21 protein-coding genes are annotated in these 18,446 nt (G+C 40.0%); 15 read left to right on the top strand and 6 right to left on the bottom strand.

All coding sequences use genetic code 11. The features are described from left to right. Positions 1–16 precede the first annotated feature (16 nt). The 6 genes from F3G98_RS00195 (at position 17) to F3G98_RS00220 (ending at position 6,845) form a co-directional block, all read left to right on the top strand. Complete coding sequence (locus F3G98_RS00195; protein WP_223231273.1) at positions 17–2,839, top strand: formate dehydrogenase subunit alpha; 2,823 nt, start codon at positions 17–19, stop codon at positions 2,837–2,839. A 1-nt stretch (position 2,840) separates the two neighbouring features. Beyond that, complete coding sequence (fdh3B, locus tag F3G98_RS00200) at positions 2,841–3,482, top strand: formate dehydrogenase FDH3 subunit beta (RefSeq protein WP_021087450.1); 642 nt, start codon at positions 2,841–2,843, stop codon at positions 3,480–3,482. A 219-nt stretch (positions 3,483–3,701) separates the two neighbouring features. Continuing rightward, positions 3,702–4,484 carry a formate dehydrogenase accessory sulfurtransferase FdhD gene (fdhD, locus tag F3G98_RS00205; RefSeq protein WP_103616444.1) on the top strand — a complete coding sequence of 261 codons (783 nt, stop codon included), beginning with the start codon at positions 3,702–3,704 and terminating at the stop codon, positions 4,482–4,484. Next, positions 4,477–5,220 carry a winged helix-turn-helix domain-containing protein gene (locus F3G98_RS00210; protein WP_103616443.1) on the top strand — a complete coding sequence of 248 codons (744 nt, stop codon included), beginning with the start codon at positions 4,477–4,479 and terminating at the stop codon, positions 5,218–5,220. Before fdhD ends, F3G98_RS00210 begins: the two co-directional genes overlap by 8 nt. A gap of 25 nt (positions 5,221–5,245) precedes the next feature. Continuing rightward, the gene (locus F3G98_RS00215; protein WP_002941192.1) at positions 5,246–5,434 is read left to right on the top strand and encodes a hypothetical protein; all 189 of its coding nucleotides are present in this window, start codon (positions 5,246–5,248) and stop codon (positions 5,432–5,434) included. 85 nt (positions 5,435–5,519) lie between these two features. After that, positions 5,520–6,845: an aminotransferase class V-fold PLP-dependent enzyme gene (locus F3G98_RS00220; protein WP_103642985.1), complete on the top strand. Its 1,326-nt coding sequence runs from the start codon at positions 5,520–5,522 to the stop codon at positions 6,843–6,845. Between the two features lie 391 nt (positions 6,846–7,236). On the opposite strand, the gene F3G98_RS00225 is transcribed toward F3G98_RS00220, so the two are convergent. From F3G98_RS00225 to F3G98_RS00250, 6 genes are read right to left on the bottom strand one after another with little or no spacing between them, the layout of a single operon-like run. Continuing rightward, positions 7,237–7,548 (bottom strand): DUF6980 family protein, encoded by a 312-nt coding sequence (locus tag F3G98_RS00225; RefSeq protein WP_219810504.1) that lies wholly within the window; start codon positions 7,546–7,548, stop codon positions 7,237–7,239. A gap of 38 nt (positions 7,549–7,586) precedes the next feature. Then, the gene (gene hisG / locus F3G98_RS00230; protein WP_103642986.1) at positions 7,587–8,201 is read right to left on the bottom strand and encodes an ATP phosphoribosyltransferase; all 615 of its coding nucleotides are present in this window, start codon (positions 8,199–8,201) and stop codon (positions 7,587–7,589) included. After that, positions 8,198–8,827 (bottom strand): type III pantothenate kinase, encoded by a 630-nt coding sequence (locus tag F3G98_RS00235; RefSeq protein WP_103642987.1) that lies wholly within the window; start codon positions 8,825–8,827, stop codon positions 8,198–8,200. Before F3G98_RS00235 ends, hisG begins: the two co-directional genes overlap by 4 nt. Next, positions 8,814–9,146: a hypothetical protein gene (locus F3G98_RS00240; RefSeq protein ID WP_103642988.1), complete on the bottom strand. Its 333-nt coding sequence runs from the start codon at positions 9,144–9,146 to the stop codon at positions 8,814–8,816. The genes F3G98_RS00235 and F3G98_RS00240 overlap by 14 nt, the downstream gene beginning before the upstream one ends. Then, entirely contained in the window at positions 9,143–10,150 is a 1,008-nt protein-coding gene (locus tag F3G98_RS00245; protein ID WP_012140326.1) for an L-seryl-tRNA selenium transferase, read from the bottom strand. The genes F3G98_RS00240 and F3G98_RS00245 overlap by 4 nt, the downstream gene beginning before the upstream one ends. After that, complete coding sequence (locus tag F3G98_RS00250) at positions 10,150–10,713, bottom strand: hypothetical protein (RefSeq protein WP_103558699.1); 564 nt, start codon at positions 10,711–10,713, stop codon at positions 10,150–10,152. Before F3G98_RS00250 ends, F3G98_RS00245 begins: the two co-directional genes overlap by 1 nt. A 124-nt stretch (positions 10,714–10,837) precedes the next feature. Between F3G98_RS00250 and gatC the strand changes: the two genes are divergently transcribed. The 9 genes from gatC to F3G98_RS00295 are packed head-to-tail and all read left to right on the top strand — an operon-like array spanning position 10,838 to position 18,327. Next, complete coding sequence (gene gatC, locus F3G98_RS00255) at positions 10,838–11,125, top strand: Asp-tRNA(Asn)/Glu-tRNA(Gln) amidotransferase subunit GatC (RefSeq protein WP_002941258.1); 288 nt, start codon at positions 10,838–10,840, stop codon at positions 11,123–11,125. A gap of 3 nt (positions 11,126–11,128) precedes the next feature. After that, a complete protein-coding gene (locus F3G98_RS00260; protein WP_021085022.1) occupies positions 11,129–12,262 on the top strand; it encodes a type IV pilus twitching motility protein PilT in 1,134 nt (377 codons plus the stop codon). Further along, positions 12,262–12,879, top strand: coding sequence for a CvpA family protein (locus F3G98_RS00265; protein WP_149725639.1), 618 nt, complete (start codon positions 12,262–12,264; stop codon positions 12,877–12,879). Before F3G98_RS00260 ends, F3G98_RS00265 begins: the two co-directional genes overlap by 1 nt. Then, positions 12,876–13,343, top strand: a complete 468-nt coding sequence (locus F3G98_RS00270; protein ID WP_002941362.1) for a Fur family transcriptional regulator — start codon at positions 12,876–12,878, stop codon at positions 13,341–13,343. Before F3G98_RS00265 ends, F3G98_RS00270 begins: the two co-directional genes overlap by 4 nt. Before the next feature lie 4 nt (positions 13,344–13,347). Next, complete coding sequence (gene lysS, locus F3G98_RS00275) at positions 13,348–14,856, top strand: lysine--tRNA ligase (protein WP_223154912.1); 1,509 nt, start codon at positions 13,348–13,350, stop codon at positions 14,854–14,856. Next, positions 14,853–16,097, top strand: coding sequence for a serine hydroxymethyltransferase (locus tag F3G98_RS00280; RefSeq protein WP_103569665.1), 1,245 nt, complete (start codon positions 14,853–14,855; stop codon positions 16,095–16,097). Before lysS ends, F3G98_RS00280 begins: the two co-directional genes overlap by 4 nt. Continuing rightward, positions 16,097–16,639, top strand: a complete 543-nt coding sequence (locus tag F3G98_RS00285; RefSeq protein WP_002941307.1) for a DUF1882 domain-containing protein — start codon at positions 16,097–16,099, stop codon at positions 16,637–16,639. Before F3G98_RS00280 ends, F3G98_RS00285 begins: the two co-directional genes overlap by 1 nt. Before the next feature lie 9 nt (positions 16,640–16,648). Beyond that, positions 16,649–17,542, top strand: coding sequence for an SPOR domain-containing protein (locus F3G98_RS00290; protein ID WP_103642991.1), 894 nt, complete (start codon positions 16,649–16,651; stop codon positions 17,540–17,542). After that, positions 17,539–18,327, top strand: coding sequence for a shikimate dehydrogenase (locus F3G98_RS00295; protein ID WP_103642992.1), 789 nt, complete (start codon positions 17,539–17,541; stop codon positions 18,325–18,327). The genes F3G98_RS00290 and F3G98_RS00295 overlap by 4 nt, the downstream gene beginning before the upstream one ends. Positions 18,328–18,446: the final 119 nt, after the last annotated feature.

The raw sequence follows: 18,446 nt of genomic DNA on the forward strand, positions 1-18,446 counted from the left end.
TTAAGAAAGGATGAAAATGTCTGAAGCTAGATTAAACGCTACGCCAAACAACATCGGCCGTAGATCGTTTTTAAAAATGGCTGCATTAGCAGGTGCTAGTGGAGCGGCCGGCTTTGCAGCAAGCAATGTCACAAGAGAAGCAACAGCTCAAGAGATGGCAAACCCATTTCCAGACTCAAAAATAGTAAAAACTGTCTGCACAGTTTGCTCTGTAGGATGCGGAGTATTAGCAGAGGTAGAAAATGGTGCATGGGTACGTCAAGAAGTAGCACAAGATCACCCAGTAAGTGCTGGTGGTCACTGCTGCAAAGGAGCAGACGTTATCGATATGGTGCGCTCACACTGCCGTGTAAAATATCCGATGAAAAAAGTTGGTGGCAAGTGGCAACGCATCTCTATGACGCAAGCACTTGACGAGATCGGCGCAAAACTAAAAGCTTACCGCGAGAAAAATCCAGAGCAAGTAATGTTTTTAGGATCAGCAAAAGACTGCAACGAGCAAAGCTATTATATAAGCAAATTCGTTGCGATGTTTGGAACAAACAACCTAGATCACCAAGCACGTCTTTGACACAGCTCTACAGTCGCCGGTGTGGCGAATACTTGGGGTTATGGAGCTATGACAAATCACCTTGGAGATATCCAAAACGCGAAGTCTATTTTTATAATCGGATCAAACCCAGCGGTCAATCACCCAGTTGGCTTTAGACACTTTTTAAAAGCAAAAGAAAAGGGCGCTAAGCTAATAGTAATCGATCCAAGATATACAAGAACAGCTGCAAAGGCTGATTATTTCGCACAAATTCGCCCAGGAACGGATATACCTTTTGTATATGGCATGATGAATCTCATCTTTGAAAATGGCTGGGAGGATAAGAAATTTATTGATGACCGTGTTTATGGCATGGATCTGATTCGTGAAGAGGCTGCAAAATGGACACCAGAAGTCGTTGAAGACGTGACTGGAGTGCCAGCTGCAACTCTTAAAGAGATCACGGAAGTCTATGCTAAAAACCGCCCTGGCTCAGTCGTTTGGGCGATGGGTCTAACTCAGCACACAATAGGTAGCTCAAACACTCGTATAGCTCCGATCTTGCAACTAGTGCTTGGCAACATGGGCGTAAGTGGCGGCGGATGTAACATCCTAAGAGGCCACGACAACGTTCAAGGTGCAACCGATATGGCAAATTTACCAGATAACCTACCTGGTTATTACCCTAAAAATGAAGGAAGCTGGAAATATTTTGCAAAAATGTGGAAGGTTGATTTCGAGTGGCTGCAAAAGAATTTTATCAAGCCTGAGTGGATGTTTAAGCCAGGATTTTCACTTGCACGCTGGTGGGCTGGTACGCTAAATGGTAAAGATGGCAATGATGCAATCGATAATGCAGGAGATAGCCTAAAAGCTCTTGTAGTTATAGGTAACGGCATAACATCTACTGCACAACAAGCAAAGGTTCAAGAAGGTCTTGATGCACTTGAGTTACTTGTTTGTGTAGATCCGTTTGTAAATGACGCTGCCGTTATAACAAATAAAAAAGATAATGTATATATCATACCTGCTTCAACTCAGTATGAAACTAGCGGCACAGTCGTAGCTACAAACAGAAGTGGTCAATGGAGAAGCCAAGTATGCAAACCACTTTATGAGAGCATACCTGATCATGAATTGTTATTTGAACTAGCTAAACGTATAGGCTTCTATGACGAGCTAACTCGCACTATAAGGGATGCTGACGGCAAGATAGAATGGCCAGAAGCTGCTACTCACGAGATAGCAAATATTATAAAAACTATCGGTATGACTGGCTGGACACCTGAGCGCTTGAAACGCCACCAAGAGAACTGGGATAAATTCGATGAAGTAACATCTCTTGGCAAGCCTGGCACTCCTGTTGAGGGCGAATACTACGGACTTCCATGGCCATGCTGGACAGAAAATCACCCAGGTAGCCCAATACTTTATGATACACATAAATCAGTTCGCGAAGGCGGAATGGGCTTTAGAAACCGCTTTGGTTTAGAGCACAACGGTGTTAGCCAGCTAGCAGCTGAAGGCTCAGCGCCAGTTGGTTCATCTATAAATGGCGGATATCCTGAGATCAAAAAAGACAATATCGAGAAAATTTTAGGCATCACACTAACTGATGATGAAAAAGCAAGGATCGGAGCTAGCTGGTCAACTGATGATAGTAATATCATAGCAACAAAATGCTTGGAGAAAAACATCGCTCCATATGGCAATGCACGTGCTAGAACTATCGTTTGGACATTTGCTGATCAGATCCCTCAACACAGAGAGCCGATCCACTCACCAAGACCAGATCTAGCCAAGAAGTATCCAAGCTTTAAAGATAAAGCAAAACAATACCGCGTTGATACTAAATTTGAAAGCTTGCAACAAAGCAAGGACTTCTCAAAAGAATTCCCTATCAATCTCATCACAGCTCGTCTCGTAAATTTCAGTGGTGCTGGTATGGAGACGCGTGCTAGTAAGTATCTATCACGCATTACGCCTGAGATGTTTGCTGACATCCACCCAGAGCTAGCAGCCAAACATGGCATTAAAAATTGGGATTTTGTTTGGGTTCATTCACCTGAGGGCACTAAGATCAAGGTTCGCGCAAGGATCGTGCCATCAGTCAAGCCTAATATGATCTTCTTGCCATTCCACTGGGCTGGATATATGCAAGGTGTTGATATGACTGGAAATTTCCCAGAAGGAACTTTGCCATTTGCGGTTGGTGAGAGTGCAAATACCGTAACAAACTACGGATATGACATAGTCACTCAAATTCCAGAAACAAAAGGCGGTCTTTGCCGCATAGAAAGGGCATAATATGAGCGCATTTAACGATAACAATAGACTTAAATTTTACTGCGACACAGATAGATGCATTGATTGCAACGGTTGCGCAGTAGCATGTGATGAAGCTCATGAGTTGCCTATCGGCGTTAGAAGACGCCGCGTCGTAACACTAAATGAAGGTATGCCTGGTAAAGAAATTTCAACATCAATCGCATGTATGCACTGCGAAGATGCACCTTGTTCGCTTGTTTGTCCAGTTGATTGTTTCTACATCAGAGCTGATGGCATCGTGCTTCACGATAAAGATATCTGTATAGGCTGTGGATACTGCTTGTATGCTTGCCCATTTGGCGCACCGCAGTTCCCTAAAGATGGTGCGTTTGGCGCAAGAGGCGTAATGGATAAATGCACTATGTGCGCAGGCGGTCCGCTACCAACTAATAGCGAAGAAGAGCGCGAAGTATATGGACAAGATAGAATTTCTGAGGGCAAAGTGCCAGTTTGTGCTGCGATGTGCTCTACAAAGGCTTTGTTAGTTGGCGAGTCAGATGTGATCGAGAAAATTTATAACGATAGAGTTGCTGCAAGAGGTTATGGCGAAAAAGACCTAAAACAAACTACTGTTTGGAAGATCGCTTACTACGCTGGCGACAGGCTAAAACTAAAAGCGTAAATTTATAGGTGCTTTTTGCACCTATAAAATTTGTTATTTTCTCTAATTTTATACTTTAAGAAATATGCCTATTTTGCATATCAAATTTTAATTACAATAACGTTTATTTCGTATCAAAATGTGTTTAAGCTTTTTGCTTTGTTTAAGCAAGTTTTTACTACAATCCAAAATTAAATTTAGCTTTTTGGGCTATCATTTGTGAAAACTTCAAGGAGCAAGATGGAACCGATTTATAAAACGCAGATCATCAAATATAAAGGCGAGCAAAAAGCGCAGGTTGATGATATCTTGGTGCGTGAGATCAAGCTTGAAATTTACATAAATGACAAAAAATTTGGTGCCGTTATGGCAACGCCAACGGATCAAAAGGCGCTTGCTGTGGGCTATTTGATCAGTGAAAACGTCATCACAAAGCCAGAGGACATAACTGAAGTTAGGCTCTCAAGCGACGAGCTAAGCGTCTATGTAAGCGCCAAAGTGAACGAAAAGCGCCTAGAGCAGTTTGACGAGGAAAAGGTCATAATAAGTGGCTGCGGCAGAAGCTCAACGGCAAATATCGACCCACAGGCGATGGCGGCAAGAGCTGTAAAAAGCGGAGCTAAATTTAACAAAGATATGATCCTTGCTCAAATGAGGGAGTTTTACACGCAGTGCGAGCTTTATGAGATGACTGGCTGCGTGCATACGGCAAAGCTTTTTGTAAGCGAAGATAAATTTTACATAGGCGAGGATATCGCTCAGCACAACACGATAGACAAAGCCGTTGGCAAGGCTGTTTTAGACGGAGCTAACTTAGCAAATTCATTTTTGATGGTGAGTGGCAGGCTTAGCTCAGAGATGGTCGCAAAGGCCGTTATGCACGGCGTTCCAGCGCTTATCTCAAGGACAGCGCCAACGAGCCTTGGCGTGGTGATCGCTCGTAAATTTGAGCTTACACTTTGTGGTTTTGCAAGGGGCGAAAATATCAACGTTTATAGCGGCGAAGAGAGAATTTATGAGTAAAAATTTAGAAGAGCTAATAAAACAAACGCTAAATAAAAGCGGCAAACTTGACTGTGGCACGGCTTTTAAGATCGCTAGCAAGCTTGGCATAGAGATCGGCGAGGTAAGCGACGAGGCAACTAGGCTTGGCATCAAGATAGACAACTGCGAGCTTGGGCAGTTTGGCGCCCTAGATAAAGACCGCGGTAAATTTACATTGTCACTAAAACTAAAAGAAGTGAGCGACGAAAAGGGCAGAGTTTTTTGCAAAGATGCAAGAGAGATGGCGGCGGCTAACGGCGGGCTAAAGACCATGCGCTCGACGCTTAGAGACTACGGCTTTGACGTGAAGTACTGTCAGCTAGGCTGTTTTAAGGAAAAGAAAGGCAAAAAGATGAGAGTAAAGACGAAGACTTGGATAGAAAACGACGAGGGCGAGCTTATATTTGGCAAGGGTAAAACCGAAGTTTTAGACGTTATAGCCGAGGTTGGCTCGATATCAAAGGCAGCTGAAATTTTAGGCATGAACTATAAAAAATGCTGGTCACATCTACAAATTTTGCAAAAAAATTTAAAAGAAGATCTCTTTACGACCAAACAAGGCGGCGGAGATAATGCTGGCACTACGCTAAATGATAGAGCACACGAGCTTATAAACGCCTATAAACAGCTTCAAAACGACATCGAAGACTATGCAAATAAGCGCTTTAAAGAGCTATTTTTAAAACAAGACGAGAAGAAAAACGATAAAAAATAAACCAAATTTTTAAAAGGAGAAAAACATGTATGTAAAACTAAACGACAGGACTTATCTAAACAAAGATAAGATCACTAGAATCAAGATCGATAGCGTTCAAGACGGCATTCGTATCCGTTTTTACGAGGGTGCAAACCAAGTTGCTAAGAGCCAAAGATTTGAGAGTGAAGCAAAAGCTAACGAGTGGTTAGAGAAAAACTTCTTAAACAAATAATCACGCGAGTGGGCGCCCTGCCCGCTTGTAACCTCAGTTTATACAAAATTTCATTATAATCGCGCTTTTAACCAAAGGGAAAATCGTGCCAACCATAGATGAAGTAAGAAAAAATATCATTTTAAAAGATGGAATTTACTATTTTGACTACACGGCCTCAGGACTTGCCTATGCGCCTATCGAAGATGAAATTTCAAACTTTTTAAAAACCTACGCAAACACTCACTCAGACAGCAGTTCAAGCGCCGTGCTAACGCAAAAACGCTATGAAAACGCAAGAGCCGAGCTAAAGGAACTTTTGGGGCTTGATGATAGCTTTTATCTAATAGCAACAGGCCAAGGCGCAACGGCTGCGATAAAGAAATTTCAAGAGATAATGGGAATTTATCTGCCGCCAGCAACAAGAGCCTTGATCGGCGAAGCAAATTTAAGAAGCGTAAATTTGCCACTCGTGCTTGTTGGGCCCTATGAGCACCACTCAAACGAGATCAGCTTTCGCGAGGGACTTTGCGACTGCGAGCGCACCTTGCTTGATGAAAATGGCGAGATAGACTACGTGATGCTTGAGAGGACGCTAAAACTAAACGCAAAAAGAAAGATCATCGCCTGCTTTAACGCCGCCTCAAACGTCACAGGCGTAAAAACCGACTACAAGAGAATTTACTCGCTCGTTAAGAAATTTGGCGGAGTGGTGGCATTTGACTGTGCAGCGACCAGCTCGCATGAAATTTTAGACGCCACCTACTTTGACGCAGCCTTTTTCTCGCCTCACAAGCTACTTGGAGGAGTTGGTAGTTGCGGGCTTTTGGCGATCAAAAAAGAGCTTTATACAAGCGATATACCAAGCTTTGCAGGTGGTGGCACTATCGCTCTTGCGACGCCGTCAAAGCACCTTTTTATAAAAAACGCCGAGCAGCTTGAAGAGGCTGGCACGCCCTCTATCTTGGGGCTGGCGCGAGCAAGTCTAGCTTACAACTTGCAAGCGAGTGTCGGAGTAGAAAATATCAAAGCACGCGAAGATGAACTGGCAAATTTTTTTGAAAAAGAGCTTAGCAGCATCGAAGATATCACCATTTATGGACCTAAAAATGCAGAAAAACTGCCTATTTTTTCATTTAATGTGCGAGACATTTCGCCTTATGACTTTGCTGCAACACTTAGCAACAACTATGGCATACAAAGCCGCGCTGGCGTGATGTGCGCTGGGCCTTATGCTTTTGATCTGCTTGGGCTTAAAGAGAATAAGGTTTTAGAGAAAAAGCCAGGTTTTGTAAGAGTTGGCCTGCACTACACGCATACAAAAGAGGACGTGCTCTATCTCATAAACGCTATCAAATCATCTATCAAAAAGCACCGAGAGCTTTGGGGCGAAGAAAAAGCGATGTATGAGATGTTTGGCGGTAAAATTTAGGCTAAATTTGTTGTTTCGGGTTAAAATTTAACTATCAAGAAAAGTTAAAAATTTAAAATTTTAAAATGCAAAAACAATTATTATTTTTTGATCTGATTTTGCTCGTTCTTCCCATTTAAATTTTAACTGTATCAAATAAAAATTTACCATCTTGGATCAAATTTTGCCAGCAGAATATAAAGCAAATTTGCTGTTTTTATACAAAGTTATATCTGCTCGGTCTTAAAAAATCTAACAAAACACACCGCCATTGTGAGTGGACAAAAAAATATTAAGCATTTTATCTTGCTTTTACATCTAGTTAAATAGAAATTTCTCAAGATCTTTTATGCGGTAGCCGTTTAAAATTGGCAACAACTAGTTTTTATGTTGATTAAAAAATAATTTTTAATCACTTCTTCAACCACCAACCATAATTTAAATATACTTTAGGAATTTCATCATTATCAATATCTATTCCTAATTTTTCCATTTTGTCAAACCACTTATCTCGTTTTGATTTTGGTAATTTTGTACCACAAAAAGGGCAAAATTTAATTGAAATACTACTTGTGCCACCATCGTGAATGATAATTCCATATTCATCAAATTTAGGATAATACGAAATAAGTACGTCTGGGCAATCATAAATATTGTTATGAATCTTGCAATTTAATTTCGTTGCCTTTTTCATTTGAGAGCAACAGTGTTTTACCTTAACCATTTTTCCTTTATTTGTGCTATTTGCTTTTTTTCAAATTTTTACTTTGAAATTTCATCTTTTATCTTTTGATAAAGCTCCAAAATTTCATCTTTTTTGATGATAAAACTATTTTTATTTGCGATCAGATAGGCTGAGCTTTGCATGATATCACCAGCTACTTTTAGCCCATTTTGCTTCATAGTTGAGCCAGTCTCGACCACATCGACGATCGCATCGCTTAGCCTAACAAGTGGCGCTAACTCGATCGAGCCATAAAGCTTGATGATCTTCACACCAACAGCAAGCTTGGCAAAATAGTTTCTCGTGATATTTGGCATTTTTGTAGCGATCTTTAGCTCAGACCTTGAAAAGTCAAGCTCATCTTCGTTTTTTATGCCGATGCAGACCTTACACTTGCCTATTTGTAGATCAAGCAGTCTAACCACATTTGGCTTATGCTCTTCAAGCACATCAAGACCGACCACACCGATATCTGCAGCTCCTTCAGTGACGTATGTTGGTATGTCTTGGTTGCGAACCATTAAAAATCTAAAATTTCCCTCTTCAAGGATGAGTTTTCTATCCTCAAATATAAAGCTCGAACCAAAAATTTTTCTAAAAATCTCAAGCGTATCTTCTGCGATCCTGCCCTTTGGCAAGGCTACTGTTATCATTTTAAAATTTCCTTTTTCTCATCGATTATTTTTTGCATGGCACGAAAGATCAGCATCTTATCGCAAATGGCATTTTTAAAAAATTTAGATAAAAAGTCGCCATCTCCGCCAGTAAAATAGACTTTTTTGCTACCTGCAAGCTTTGAAATGAGCGTGATAATGGGCTTTATGATGCCGTAACTCACAGCATCGCTCGTTTTTTGAGGCAATGCATCGATGTCGATTTGCGAATTTAGTGTCACATCAAGGCGTGGTGAGATGCTTTTATAGGCATTTAACATAGTTGCGATGCCTGGCAAGATGTAGCCGCCAAGATGAAGTGAGTTTGCCATTATATCAACGGTGATAGCACTTCCAGCATCTACTATAACGCCATCATTTATCATATAGCAACCCGCTTTTCTATCTACTCCGAGCCCCTGATAGATCGTGTCTATCTCAAAGTAAGGCTCTAAATTTACAAACATTTCATCCTTATCTACCATGCGTAAAATTTCTTCATTTACACAGATAAAATAGACCTTTTCATCTGGCTTGTAGTTTTTAAATTCGCTAACTTTTATGTGTGTGATCTTGCCATTTTGCAAAAAAGAGGCGTTGGTGTTGCCGATATCACACAAAATCATAACAGCTCCAGCCTTGCTCTTTGAAGTAGTTTAGGGACTTTGAGCAAATTTGAGAGTTGTAAAAGATCACACGTTTTTTGATCTTGGTTTGAAATTTCTCTTCAAATTTAGTGCAAATTTCATTTATCTCGCTGGCTTCTTTGACTAAAAGTCTACTCTTTGCACTTCTTAAAAAAACGATCTCGTAGAAATTTTTTGTATCTACACCAAAAAACGCCTCAAGCGAGCGTTTCTTGGTAAATTCGCTAAGATCAAGCCTTTTTAGATCCCTTAGCAAGATCTTTTTAGCTTCAAAAAGCTCCCAAATTTTCTGGTTCATTGCCCTAGATTAACATACTCGTTATCGTAGTAAAATGCGCCATTTCCCATGAAGCTTTTATCTTTTATCTCGTCGCTAAACTCATAAATTTCAGCTCCGCTAAGGTCTAAATTTGTCTTTATAACATAACCTGTTTTTTCGATGACATAGAGCTTATTGTTGATGATAGTAGCCGCTGAGAAGATAGCAAATTTGAAATTTACCTTATTTTGCTCTTTTAGCATAAGGTCTGTTCTTACGATCGTGCCATCTTTTTTAAAGATGTAAATTTCATCGTTATGAACTAGCACGTCTTTGATCTCACCGTCATAATAAACTGTCTGGCTTGGGTTGATGACGATTAGTTTTTTGGCTGTTGCTGCGATTAGATTATCGCCCTCAACGCCTAAAAATATGATGTTGTTAAAGAAATTTTCAGAGCTTACGACAACGTCGCGTAAAATTCTACCAGTCTCTTTTTGCACGATGTAAATTTTGCCATCAAGTGCTGGATAGACGATGAGCGAGCTCATAAAGTAAGGTGCAACAACTCTTGAATCAACCGCTGCGATGTCAGATGAACTATACTCCATTAGTGTCGTAGCTGTGTTGATGTCGATTAGATAGATGTGGTTTGATGCGCTGATAGCTGCAAGTTGGTTTTGATCAAGCGAGGCTGCTACGATCGCAGTTGGAAATTTACCACTATAAACGCTGTGACCGCTAGGATCAGTCACGTTTAGATCGCCATTTATGCTAGCTGAGATGACAAAGCCGTTGTTTTCATTTAAGAAGTTGAAATTTTCAGGCAAGGTAACGCTTTTATTTAGCCCATTTTTAGTGATGATGTTGCCATTATCAAGCGTTGCGCCATTTGCATTTGCTGATTTGATGTAAGAAGGAAGATCTTTTGACAAAGATATCTCACCAGAAGTTTGCGCAGGCTCAAAATATTGTCTTTTTGTGCCGCATCCGCTTAGAACTAAAGCCAAGGCAAAGGCCAAGAATAGTGTAAGTTTTTTCATTATTTTATTCCCTGATAGTGTTTTAGATTTTTAACTAAAGTTTGTAGTTGTGAGTCAAGTGCGATCTTGTCAAATTCCACATTTGCCTCTTTGATTTTATTTTGTTTTAAAAGCTCAAAACCTTTTAAAAGTGCGTTGTATTCGCTTAAAATTTGAGTATTTGCATCGCCAGTTTGTGAAAGAATGATATCTTTTACGATCGGATTTACTTTTAAATTTACAAGCTCGCTAATGCCCTTTGTATCGTTTTTATCAAGCATTTGTCCAAGTGAGAAAAGCGCATACATGCTTGGCTCTTTCTCCTTTAAAACATTTAAAGCGTTTGCGTCATTTGGATTTAAGATAAGCTTTGAATAGGCTAAATTTGCCTCCTCAACCCTGTTGTCGTTTAAAACCTTACTAGCGTAAAATCCGATTAGTGCGACGATAGCTGCCACGCATAGCACGATCAGCAAAGTTTTGTATTTCCTAAAAAAACGCTCTCCCTTGATCATACTCTCAAGAAACTGCTCTTGGGCGTCGATCTCTTTTTTTATCTCGGTTAAGTCTTCTTTTATAGCCAACGTTTTTCCTTGCTTTTGAAAAATTTTAATTCGCAGATTTTAGCATAATTAAATTAAAAGTAGCCCAAAATTAAAGCTTGAATGTGATATAATGCCTCAAAATCAATTAAAAGGTTGCTTAATAATGCAAATAGACGACACTCTCTTAAATAAACTAGAAAAACTCTCCGCATTACAAATTAATGATGAAAAAAGAGAAGAGATCAAGAAGCAATTAAGTGAAATTGTATCTTTTGTCGATGTTTTAAACGAGCTTGATCTAAGCAGCGACGAGGCAGTAGTTAGCTCTATAAAGGGTGGCACTCCATTAAGAGAAGATGAGCCACATTTAAGTAACGTTGTCGATGAAATTTTAAAGCACGCCCCTTCACGCGAGGGACACTTTTTTGCCGTGCCAAAGATCATAGAGTAAAATATGGATCTAATCGAACAACTAAGAGCGCAAAGCTCGGATGCCCAAACCAAAGCATCAGAGAGCAATCTCTCTGGTGACATCCAAACACTTCTAAAAACTGTTGTTTTCAATAAAGCCAGCGACCTTCATCTAGTCTCAAGGTCTGAGCCTCAGATAAGGATAGATGGCACTTTAAGACCACTTGAATTTGGCGTTCTAAGCGGCAAAGATATAGAAAATTTATGCTACGCGCTTATCACAGACGCCCAAAAAAGCGAGCTTGAGAACAACAAAGAGCTTGACTTTGCCATAGAGCTTCCAAATATCGGCCGCTTTCGTGGCAACTATTACTACACGATGAATGGCGATCTAGCCGCAGCTTTTCGTATCATACCTATCGATATACCTTCGCTTGATGATCTAAATGCACCACAAATTTTTAAATATATCATCAAACGCGAAAAGGGCCTTATCCTAGTTACTGGACCAACGGGCAGTGGTAAATCAACAACGCTTGCGGCGATGCTTAATGAGATAAATTTAAATTATAGAAAGCACATTATCACCGTTGAAGACCCAGTTGAGTTTGTGCATAACAACAAAAAAGCCCTATTTTCACATAGAAACATAGGCACTGACACGCACTCTTACTCAAAGGCGTTAAAATTTGCACTTCGTGAAGACCCAGATATCATACTTGTTGGCGAGATGAGGGATAGAGAGACGATCTCTACAGCTATCACAGCGGCTGAGACTGGACACCTAGTCTTTGGCACGCTTCACACAAACTCAGCCATACAAACTATAAATAGGATAGTTGATAGCTTCGATGGAAGCGAGCAGCTTCAAGTAAGAAATATGCTTAGCGTTTCGCTAACTGCCGTCATCTCACAAAGTCTGATCCCAAAAATAGGCGGCGGAAGGTGCGCTGTACATGAAATTTTGATAAATAACATGGCGATATCAAACTTGATACGCGAAAACAAAGTGCATCAAATTTACTCTCAAATGCAGCTAAATCAGCAACAAACCGGCATGAGCACGCAGACTCAAGCACTGATGAAAGCGCTAAAAGAGGGCTTGATCACAAAAGAAAACGCGCTAGCCTACTCAACTAGCCAACAAGAACTTCAAAATTTAATAGGAACTGTATGATGGATTTAGTAACTTGGTTTGACATTATCGTCATCGCCCTTGTCCTGATACTTGGTGTAAAAGGCATAATAAACGGGCTTATAAAAGAGGCATTTGGGCTTATCGGGCTAATAGGTGGTCTAGTTGTCGCTAGTAGATTTTCAGATGTAGCTGAGAGCTTCATAAGCAAAAATATCTATAAATTTGAAAATCCTTCATTTTTACAATTTGTCGCATTTATCGGACTTTGGCTAGTCTTTTGGCTAGTTTGTCTGCTAGTTGGCAAATTTTTATCAAAGATAGTTTCAGTAAGCGGCCTTGGCTTTTTAGATAGGCTTGGTGGATTTGTCATGGGAAGTGGCAAAATTTTCCTCACATTTTCAGCAGTCGTTGCCGTAATATCAGGCACTTCGCTAAATAAAATGATCGAGCCATACTTCACAAACAGCAAGGTCTATCCGCTCCTACTTGAAACTGGTAGATGGATAACAAATATCGATGTGAAAAACATCAAAAGTGAGCTAGATGAGATGGTAGTAAGACCAAAGGATACAAACAAGAGTGATGCATTTATATCAATGGATGCAAATGCAAGCATAAATACCGACACAAACGCCACTAAAGGGGAAGAAAAATGATAGAAAATTTAGAATATGATGCCTTGCTTGAGAAATTTAAAAGAGTTCTTCGCGACAACGGTTTAAAATATACAAAACAGCGTGAAATTTTACTAAAAACGCTTTACAACAACGACGAACACTTTACGCCAGAGAGGCTATATCTTTTTATAAAAGAGACCTATCCTGAGCTAAATATCGGTATCGCAACTGTTTATAGGACGCTAAATTTACTAGAAGAATCAGAGATGGTAACATCTATCAGCTTTGGTTCTCAAGGCAAGAAATTTGAGCTTGCCACAAAGCCACACCATGACCACATGATATGCAGAAAGTGCGGCCTTATCATAGAGTTTGAAGATCCTATGATAGAAAAAAGGCAGATAAGCATCGCAAAAGAGCATGGCTTTAAACTAACTGGTCACATGATGCAGCTTTATGGAATTTGCGAAAAATGTTCAAAAAATAATATAAAGGGAAAGTAAGGTGATATTTGACAACCAACACGAAATTCAAAGATTAGAAAGCATAGATGAGCTTAGAAATTTAGGCATAAATCCATATCCACATTTTCTTAGAAGAGATATGAATATCTCTAAATTTAGACTTAAATTTAACTATATAAAAGATACAGAAGAGAAAAAAGCAGAGGGACAGCTAGTTGGCCTTGCAGGCAGGATAAAGCTGATCCGTGACGCTGGTAAAGCGGTCTTTGCAAACATCGAAGACGAAAATGGAAATTTACAAATTTATTTTAGTAACAAGACACTTGACCCAGAGTGGTTTAAAATCGTTAAAAAATATGTAGAAATAGGCGACATCGTATATGTTAGAGGCTACGCTTTTATAACAAAAACTGGCGAATTTTCAATGCATGTAAATGAGCTTAGCTTAGCTACAAAATCAATTAGTCCGCTTCCAGAGAAGTACCACGGGCTAGTTGATGTTGAGACAAGATACCGCCAAAGATACCTTGATATGATAATGAACCCTGAAGTTAGGGCTGATTTTAAAAAGCGCTCGGTGATTATAAGCACGATTAGAAGATTTTTTGAAGAAAAGGGCTTTTTAGAGGTTGAAACTCCGATGCTTCACCCAATAGCTGGTGGCGCAAATGCAAAACCATTTGTGACATTTCACAACGCTCTTGGAGTTGAGAGATACCTAAGGATCGCTCCTGAGCTATATCTAAAACGCCTTGTAGTTGGTGGTTTTGAAGCTGTTTATGAGATGAATAGAAACTTCAGAAACGAGGGTATGGATCTAACCCATAACCCTGAATTTACAAGCATAGAGTTTTACTGGGCATATCACAACTACCACGATCTAATGGGCATCACAGAGGATTTATTTAATGTCATTTTAGAAAAACTTGGCATGGAGAAAGTGATAAATTTTGATGGCATGGAGATTGATTTTAGCAAGCCATTTAAACGCATAAGCTATAAAAAAGCTCTAGTTGAGATAGGCGGACTTGCTGAAGATATCGTAAGCGATAAGGCTAAAATTTTAGCAAAACTAAGAGCTGATGGCTTTGAAGCAAACGAAAAGCTCGACCTTGGCCACTTACAGGCTGAACTCTTTGACAACTACGTGGAGAGCAAGCTCATCCACCCAACTTTTGTCATCGACTATCCGATCTCTATAAGCCCACTTTCAAGAAGAAGCGACACAAATCCTGATGTGGCAGAGAGATTTGAGCTATTTATCGCTGGTCGTGAGCTAGCAAATGGCTTTAACGAGCTAAATGATCCAATCGATCAATACAACCGCTTTAAAGCGCAAATCGATGCTAAAAACGCAGGCGATGACGAGGCTCATGAGATGGATGAAGACTATGTAAAAGCCCTAGGATACGGCATGCCGCCAGTTGCAGGAGAAGGCATAGGCATAGACAGACTTGTGATGCTTCTAACAGATAAAAAATCAATCCGTGACGTTGTTCTCTTCCCAGCGATGAGACCACTAAAAACTGAGACAAAGGAGAATGAAAAATGAGTTTGCAAAGCTACGATAAAGAAATTTTTGACCTAGTAAATTTAGAGCTAAAACGCCAGTGCGACCACCTAGAAATGATCGCTAGTGAAAATTTCACATATCCAGATGTTATGGAGGTGATGGGCTCAATCCTAACAAACAAATACGCTGAGGGCTACCCTGGCAAAAGATATTATGGTGGTTGTGAATTTGTCGATGAGATCGAGCAAATCGCGATCGATAGATGTAAAGAGCTCTTTGGATGTGAATTTGCAAACGTTCAACCAAACTCAGGCTCTCAGGCAAACCAAGGCGTTTATGGTGCTTTGCTTAATCCAGGCGATAAAATTTTAGGCATGGATCTAAGCCACGGTGGGCACCTAACTCACGGCGCAAAGGTAAGCAGCTCTGGTAAGATGTATGAGAGCTTCTTTTATGGCGTCGAGCTTGATGGTCGCATAAACTACGATAGAGTTATGGATATCGCAAAGATAGTAAAACCAAAAATGATCGTTTGTGGCGCAAGCGCATACACAAGAGAGATTGAATTTAAGAAATTTAGAGAGATAGCTGACGCTGTTGGCGCGATACTCTTTGCAGACGTTGCACACATCGCTGGCCTAGTTGTAGCTGGCGAGCATCAAAATCCTTTCCCGCACTGCGACGTCGTAAGCTCAACTACGCATAAAACTCTAAGAGGCCCAAGAGGTGGCATCATCATGACAAACAACGAGGAGTACGCTAAAAAGATAAACTCTTCTATCTTTCCAGGCATCCAAGGCGGTCCACTAGTTCATGTCATCGCTGCAAAGGCAGTTGGCTTTAAGCACAACCTTAGCCCTGAGTGGAAAATTTACGCCAAACAAGTAAAAGCAAACGCTAAAAAACTTGGCGAAGTGCTAATAAGCAGAGGCTTTGATCTAGTAAGCGGCGGCACTGACAACCACCTAATCCTAATGAGCTTTCTAAACCGCGAATTTAGCGGAAAAGACGCTGATATCGCTCTTGGAAATGCTGGTATAACTGTAAATAAAAATACAGTTCCAGGTGAGACAAGAAGTCCGTTTATCACAAGTGGCATACGTGTAGGTAGCCCAGCTCTTACAGCGCGCGGCATGAAAGAGGCTGAATTTGAGCTAATAGCAAACAAGATCGCTGACGTGCTAAGCGACATCAACAACGCATCTTTACAAGAGAAGATAAAAGCCGAACTAGTCGATCTTGCTCATAAATTTATAATCTACGATAAAGCGACATTTTGATGCAAAGTATTGATACATCTCTTATAAAGATAATAACGACCCACTACTACATCAAACGTGACACGATCGTCAATAAGATAGAGTACAAGGGTAAAATTTTCTTTGATAAATTTGAAAAGATCAACGAACCACTAACTTATAGTGTCATGAAAGAGCATGAGGAGGGCAAAGCTATAATCGCCCACTCGCTGATTAATGCAAGTGATAAGGTCGAAAATATAGTTTTTGACTACAACGGCAGAACTCCAGATAGGTTTTGGCATAGAGCGCAGCTTCTTTTAAGAGAAGAAGGCTTTATAAATTTCACAGCCTACGAGACCAAGACGCCAGGGCATTTGCACCTTTATGTGCATAAAGGTCACACTACGCTAAATGAAGCTTGCACGCTTGCAAATATGCTAAGCGCAAAGCTCTCACAAAAGCTAGCCAAAGAGTGGAGAATGTTTCCTAATCAAGATATGCCAAAAGAATTTAACATCCTAACTTTGCCATATAACCTCTATCAAAAAGAGCGTGGGGCAAGTTGGTCAAAATATATGTAAGGAGAAATAATGGAAAACGAAGAGTTAAAAGATATACTTTTAGAAAAAGATGATGAGGCAAAGGGCGCAAAACTAAAGAAACTTCTTATGTTTATAGCAGCTCTTGTTATACTTTTTTTAATCATCATCGTAGCCATGAAGCTTATAAACTCAAGCGACTCGACACAAGCACAGAATGAAGCCGACTCAAGACTAGTTCTGCCTCCAGTGCCAGCAGAGCAGCCAGTCGATACGCAAGTGCCTGCACAAGATACAAATTCAGATGTTAAAAAAGGCGATACACAACTTTTTGAGCAAGTGCCTATCGTGCCTGAAAACAAGCAACAAGATGATTTTGAAGATATGATCAAAAAGCTAAAAGATAAAGAAGGTGCAAAATCAGCTCCTAAAATTGAAGAGCCAAAAGAGGTAGTAAAAGCTGTCGAGCATCCAGCTGAAGCACCTAAAAAAGCTGAGACAAAGGTAGAGGCTCCAGCTAAAAAAGCTGAAACAAAAAGCGAATCTAAAGTAGAGAAAAAGCCTGAAGCAAAGCCAGCTAAAACTGAGGCAAAAGCAGATAAAAAAGCTGAAACTAAAGCTGAGAAAAAACCTGAAACAAAGGTAGAAAAAAAAGCTGAAGCTCCTGCAAAAGCAGAAAAAGTAGAGAAAAAAGCTGAAACTCCAGCAAAAGCTGAGAGCGTCGCAAAAGGCTCTTATGTTCAAGTATTTGCAACTAGTAAATTTAACCCAAATGCCGACTACATGAAAAAAATAGCAGCCAAAGGTTATAGCTACAAAACTATAAAAGCTGGCGAGCTAACTAAAATTTTAGTTGGTCCGTTTGATGAAAAAGGGCTACAAAAAGCTGTAAATGACATAAGAAAAGATGTCAATAAAGACGCTTTTGTCTTTAGAGCAAAATGAAAACCTTCGCAGTTTTTGGAGATCCGATAGCTCACTCGGTATCTCCAAGACTACACAACAAAGCCATTGCCGATCTGGCTCTTGATGCCCTTTACACAAGGGTTTTGCTAAAAGATGGCAATGAGCTAATCAATAAATTTAAATCCTTAAAACTAAACGGCGCAAATGTCACACTCCCGCATAAAGAATTTGCTCTAAATTTAGCTGATGAGGCCTCAGAAGCAGCACGTAAAATAGGCTCTGCAAACACTTTGGTGCTAAAAAATGAGAAAATTTATGCCTACAACACTGACGCACCTGGCTTTTTAAAAGCGATATCAAATTTCAAAGAGGCAAAAAGCGCTATCATCCTTGGAGCTGGAGGCACCGCAAATGCCCTAGCCTACGCACTTAAATCACAAAACATAGATGTTTGCATACTAAATAGAAGCAAGGCAAGACTTGATAAATTTAAAGATCACTATGAGTGCTTTAGCTGGGATGACTATAAAGAGCATAAATTTGATCTAGTGGTAAATTCGACCTCAGCAGGGCTAAAAGATGACCTTTTGCCAGCACCAAAAGAGATTTTAGATGGCATTTTAAAAAGCGCTAAATTTGCATTTGATGTTATTTACGGCAAGCAAACGCCATTTTTAAAAGAGGCAAAAAGGCAAAATTTAGCATGCAAAGATGGAGCTGATATGCTCTTGTATCAAGCGGTTTTAGCGTTAAATTTATTTTATAATGGCAGCCTTGATGAGAAAAAGATAGAAATTTCTATGCGAGAGGCTCTTAGTTTATAGAGCTCTTGCAAGAGTGCATTAAACAAAATGGAAAAATCATCAAGCTTGATAAATAAGGCTCTAAAGCTTAGCGATATAAATTTTAACTCCTTTAGTCACTCTAAAAACTGGATAGGCTT

This window comes from Campylobacter concisus (assembly GCF_902460895.1).
In the GTDB taxonomy this organism is placed as follows: domain Bacteria; phylum Campylobacterota; class Campylobacteria; order Campylobacterales; family Campylobacteraceae; genus Campylobacter_A; species Campylobacter_A concisus_BC.

Coding starts and splice junctions, on each gene's coding strand:
- F3G98_RS00290 (WP_103642991.1), top strand. CDS start 16,649: ATGGAAAACGAAGAGTTAAAAGATATACTTTTAGAAAAAGATGATGAG.
- F3G98_RS00270 (WP_002941362.1), top strand. CDS start 12,876: ATGATAGAAAATTTAGAATATGATGCCTTGCTTGAGAAATTTAAAAGA.
- gatC (WP_002941258.1), top strand. CDS start 10,838: ATGCAAATAGACGACACTCTCTTAAATAAACTAGAAAAACTCTCCGCA.
- hisG (WP_103642986.1), bottom strand. CDS start 8,201: ATGATAACAGTAGCCTTGCCAAAGGGCAGGATCGCAGAAGATACGCTT.
- F3G98_RS00285 (WP_002941307.1), top strand. CDS start 16,097: ATGCAAAGTATTGATACATCTCTTATAAAGATAATAACGACCCACTAC.
- fdhD (WP_103616444.1), top strand. CDS start 3,702: ATGGAACCGATTTATAAAACGCAGATCATCAAATATAAAGGCGAGCAA.
- F3G98_RS00225 (WP_219810504.1), bottom strand. CDS start 7,548: ATGGTTAAGGTAAAACACTGTTGCTCTCAAATGAAAAAGGCAACGAAA.
- fdh3B (WP_021087450.1), top strand. CDS start 2,841: ATGAGCGCATTTAACGATAACAATAGACTTAAATTTTACTGCGACACA.
- F3G98_RS00215 (WP_002941192.1), top strand. CDS start 5,246: ATGTATGTAAAACTAAACGACAGGACTTATCTAAACAAAGATAAGATC.
- F3G98_RS00260 (WP_021085022.1), top strand. CDS start 11,129: ATGGATCTAATCGAACAACTAAGAGCGCAAAGCTCGGATGCCCAAACC.
- F3G98_RS00210 (WP_103616443.1), top strand. CDS start 4,477: ATGAGTAAAAATTTAGAAGAGCTAATAAAACAAACGCTAAATAAAAGC.
- F3G98_RS00295 (WP_103642992.1), top strand. CDS start 17,539: ATGAAAACCTTCGCAGTTTTTGGAGATCCGATAGCTCACTCGGTATCT.
- F3G98_RS00280 (WP_103569665.1), top strand. CDS start 14,853: ATGAGTTTGCAAAGCTACGATAAAGAAATTTTTGACCTAGTAAATTTA.
- F3G98_RS00245 (WP_012140326.1), bottom strand. CDS start 10,150: ATGAAAAAACTTACACTATTCTTGGCCTTTGCCTTGGCTTTAGTTCTA.
- F3G98_RS00240 (WP_103642988.1), bottom strand. CDS start 9,146: ATGAACCAGAAAATTTGGGAGCTTTTTGAAGCTAAAAAGATCTTGCTA.
- F3G98_RS00235 (WP_103642987.1), bottom strand. CDS start 8,827: ATGATTTTGTGTGATATCGGCAACACCAACGCCTCTTTTTTGCAAAAT.
- F3G98_RS00265 (WP_149725639.1), top strand. CDS start 12,262: ATGGATTTAGTAACTTGGTTTGACATTATCGTCATCGCCCTTGTCCTG.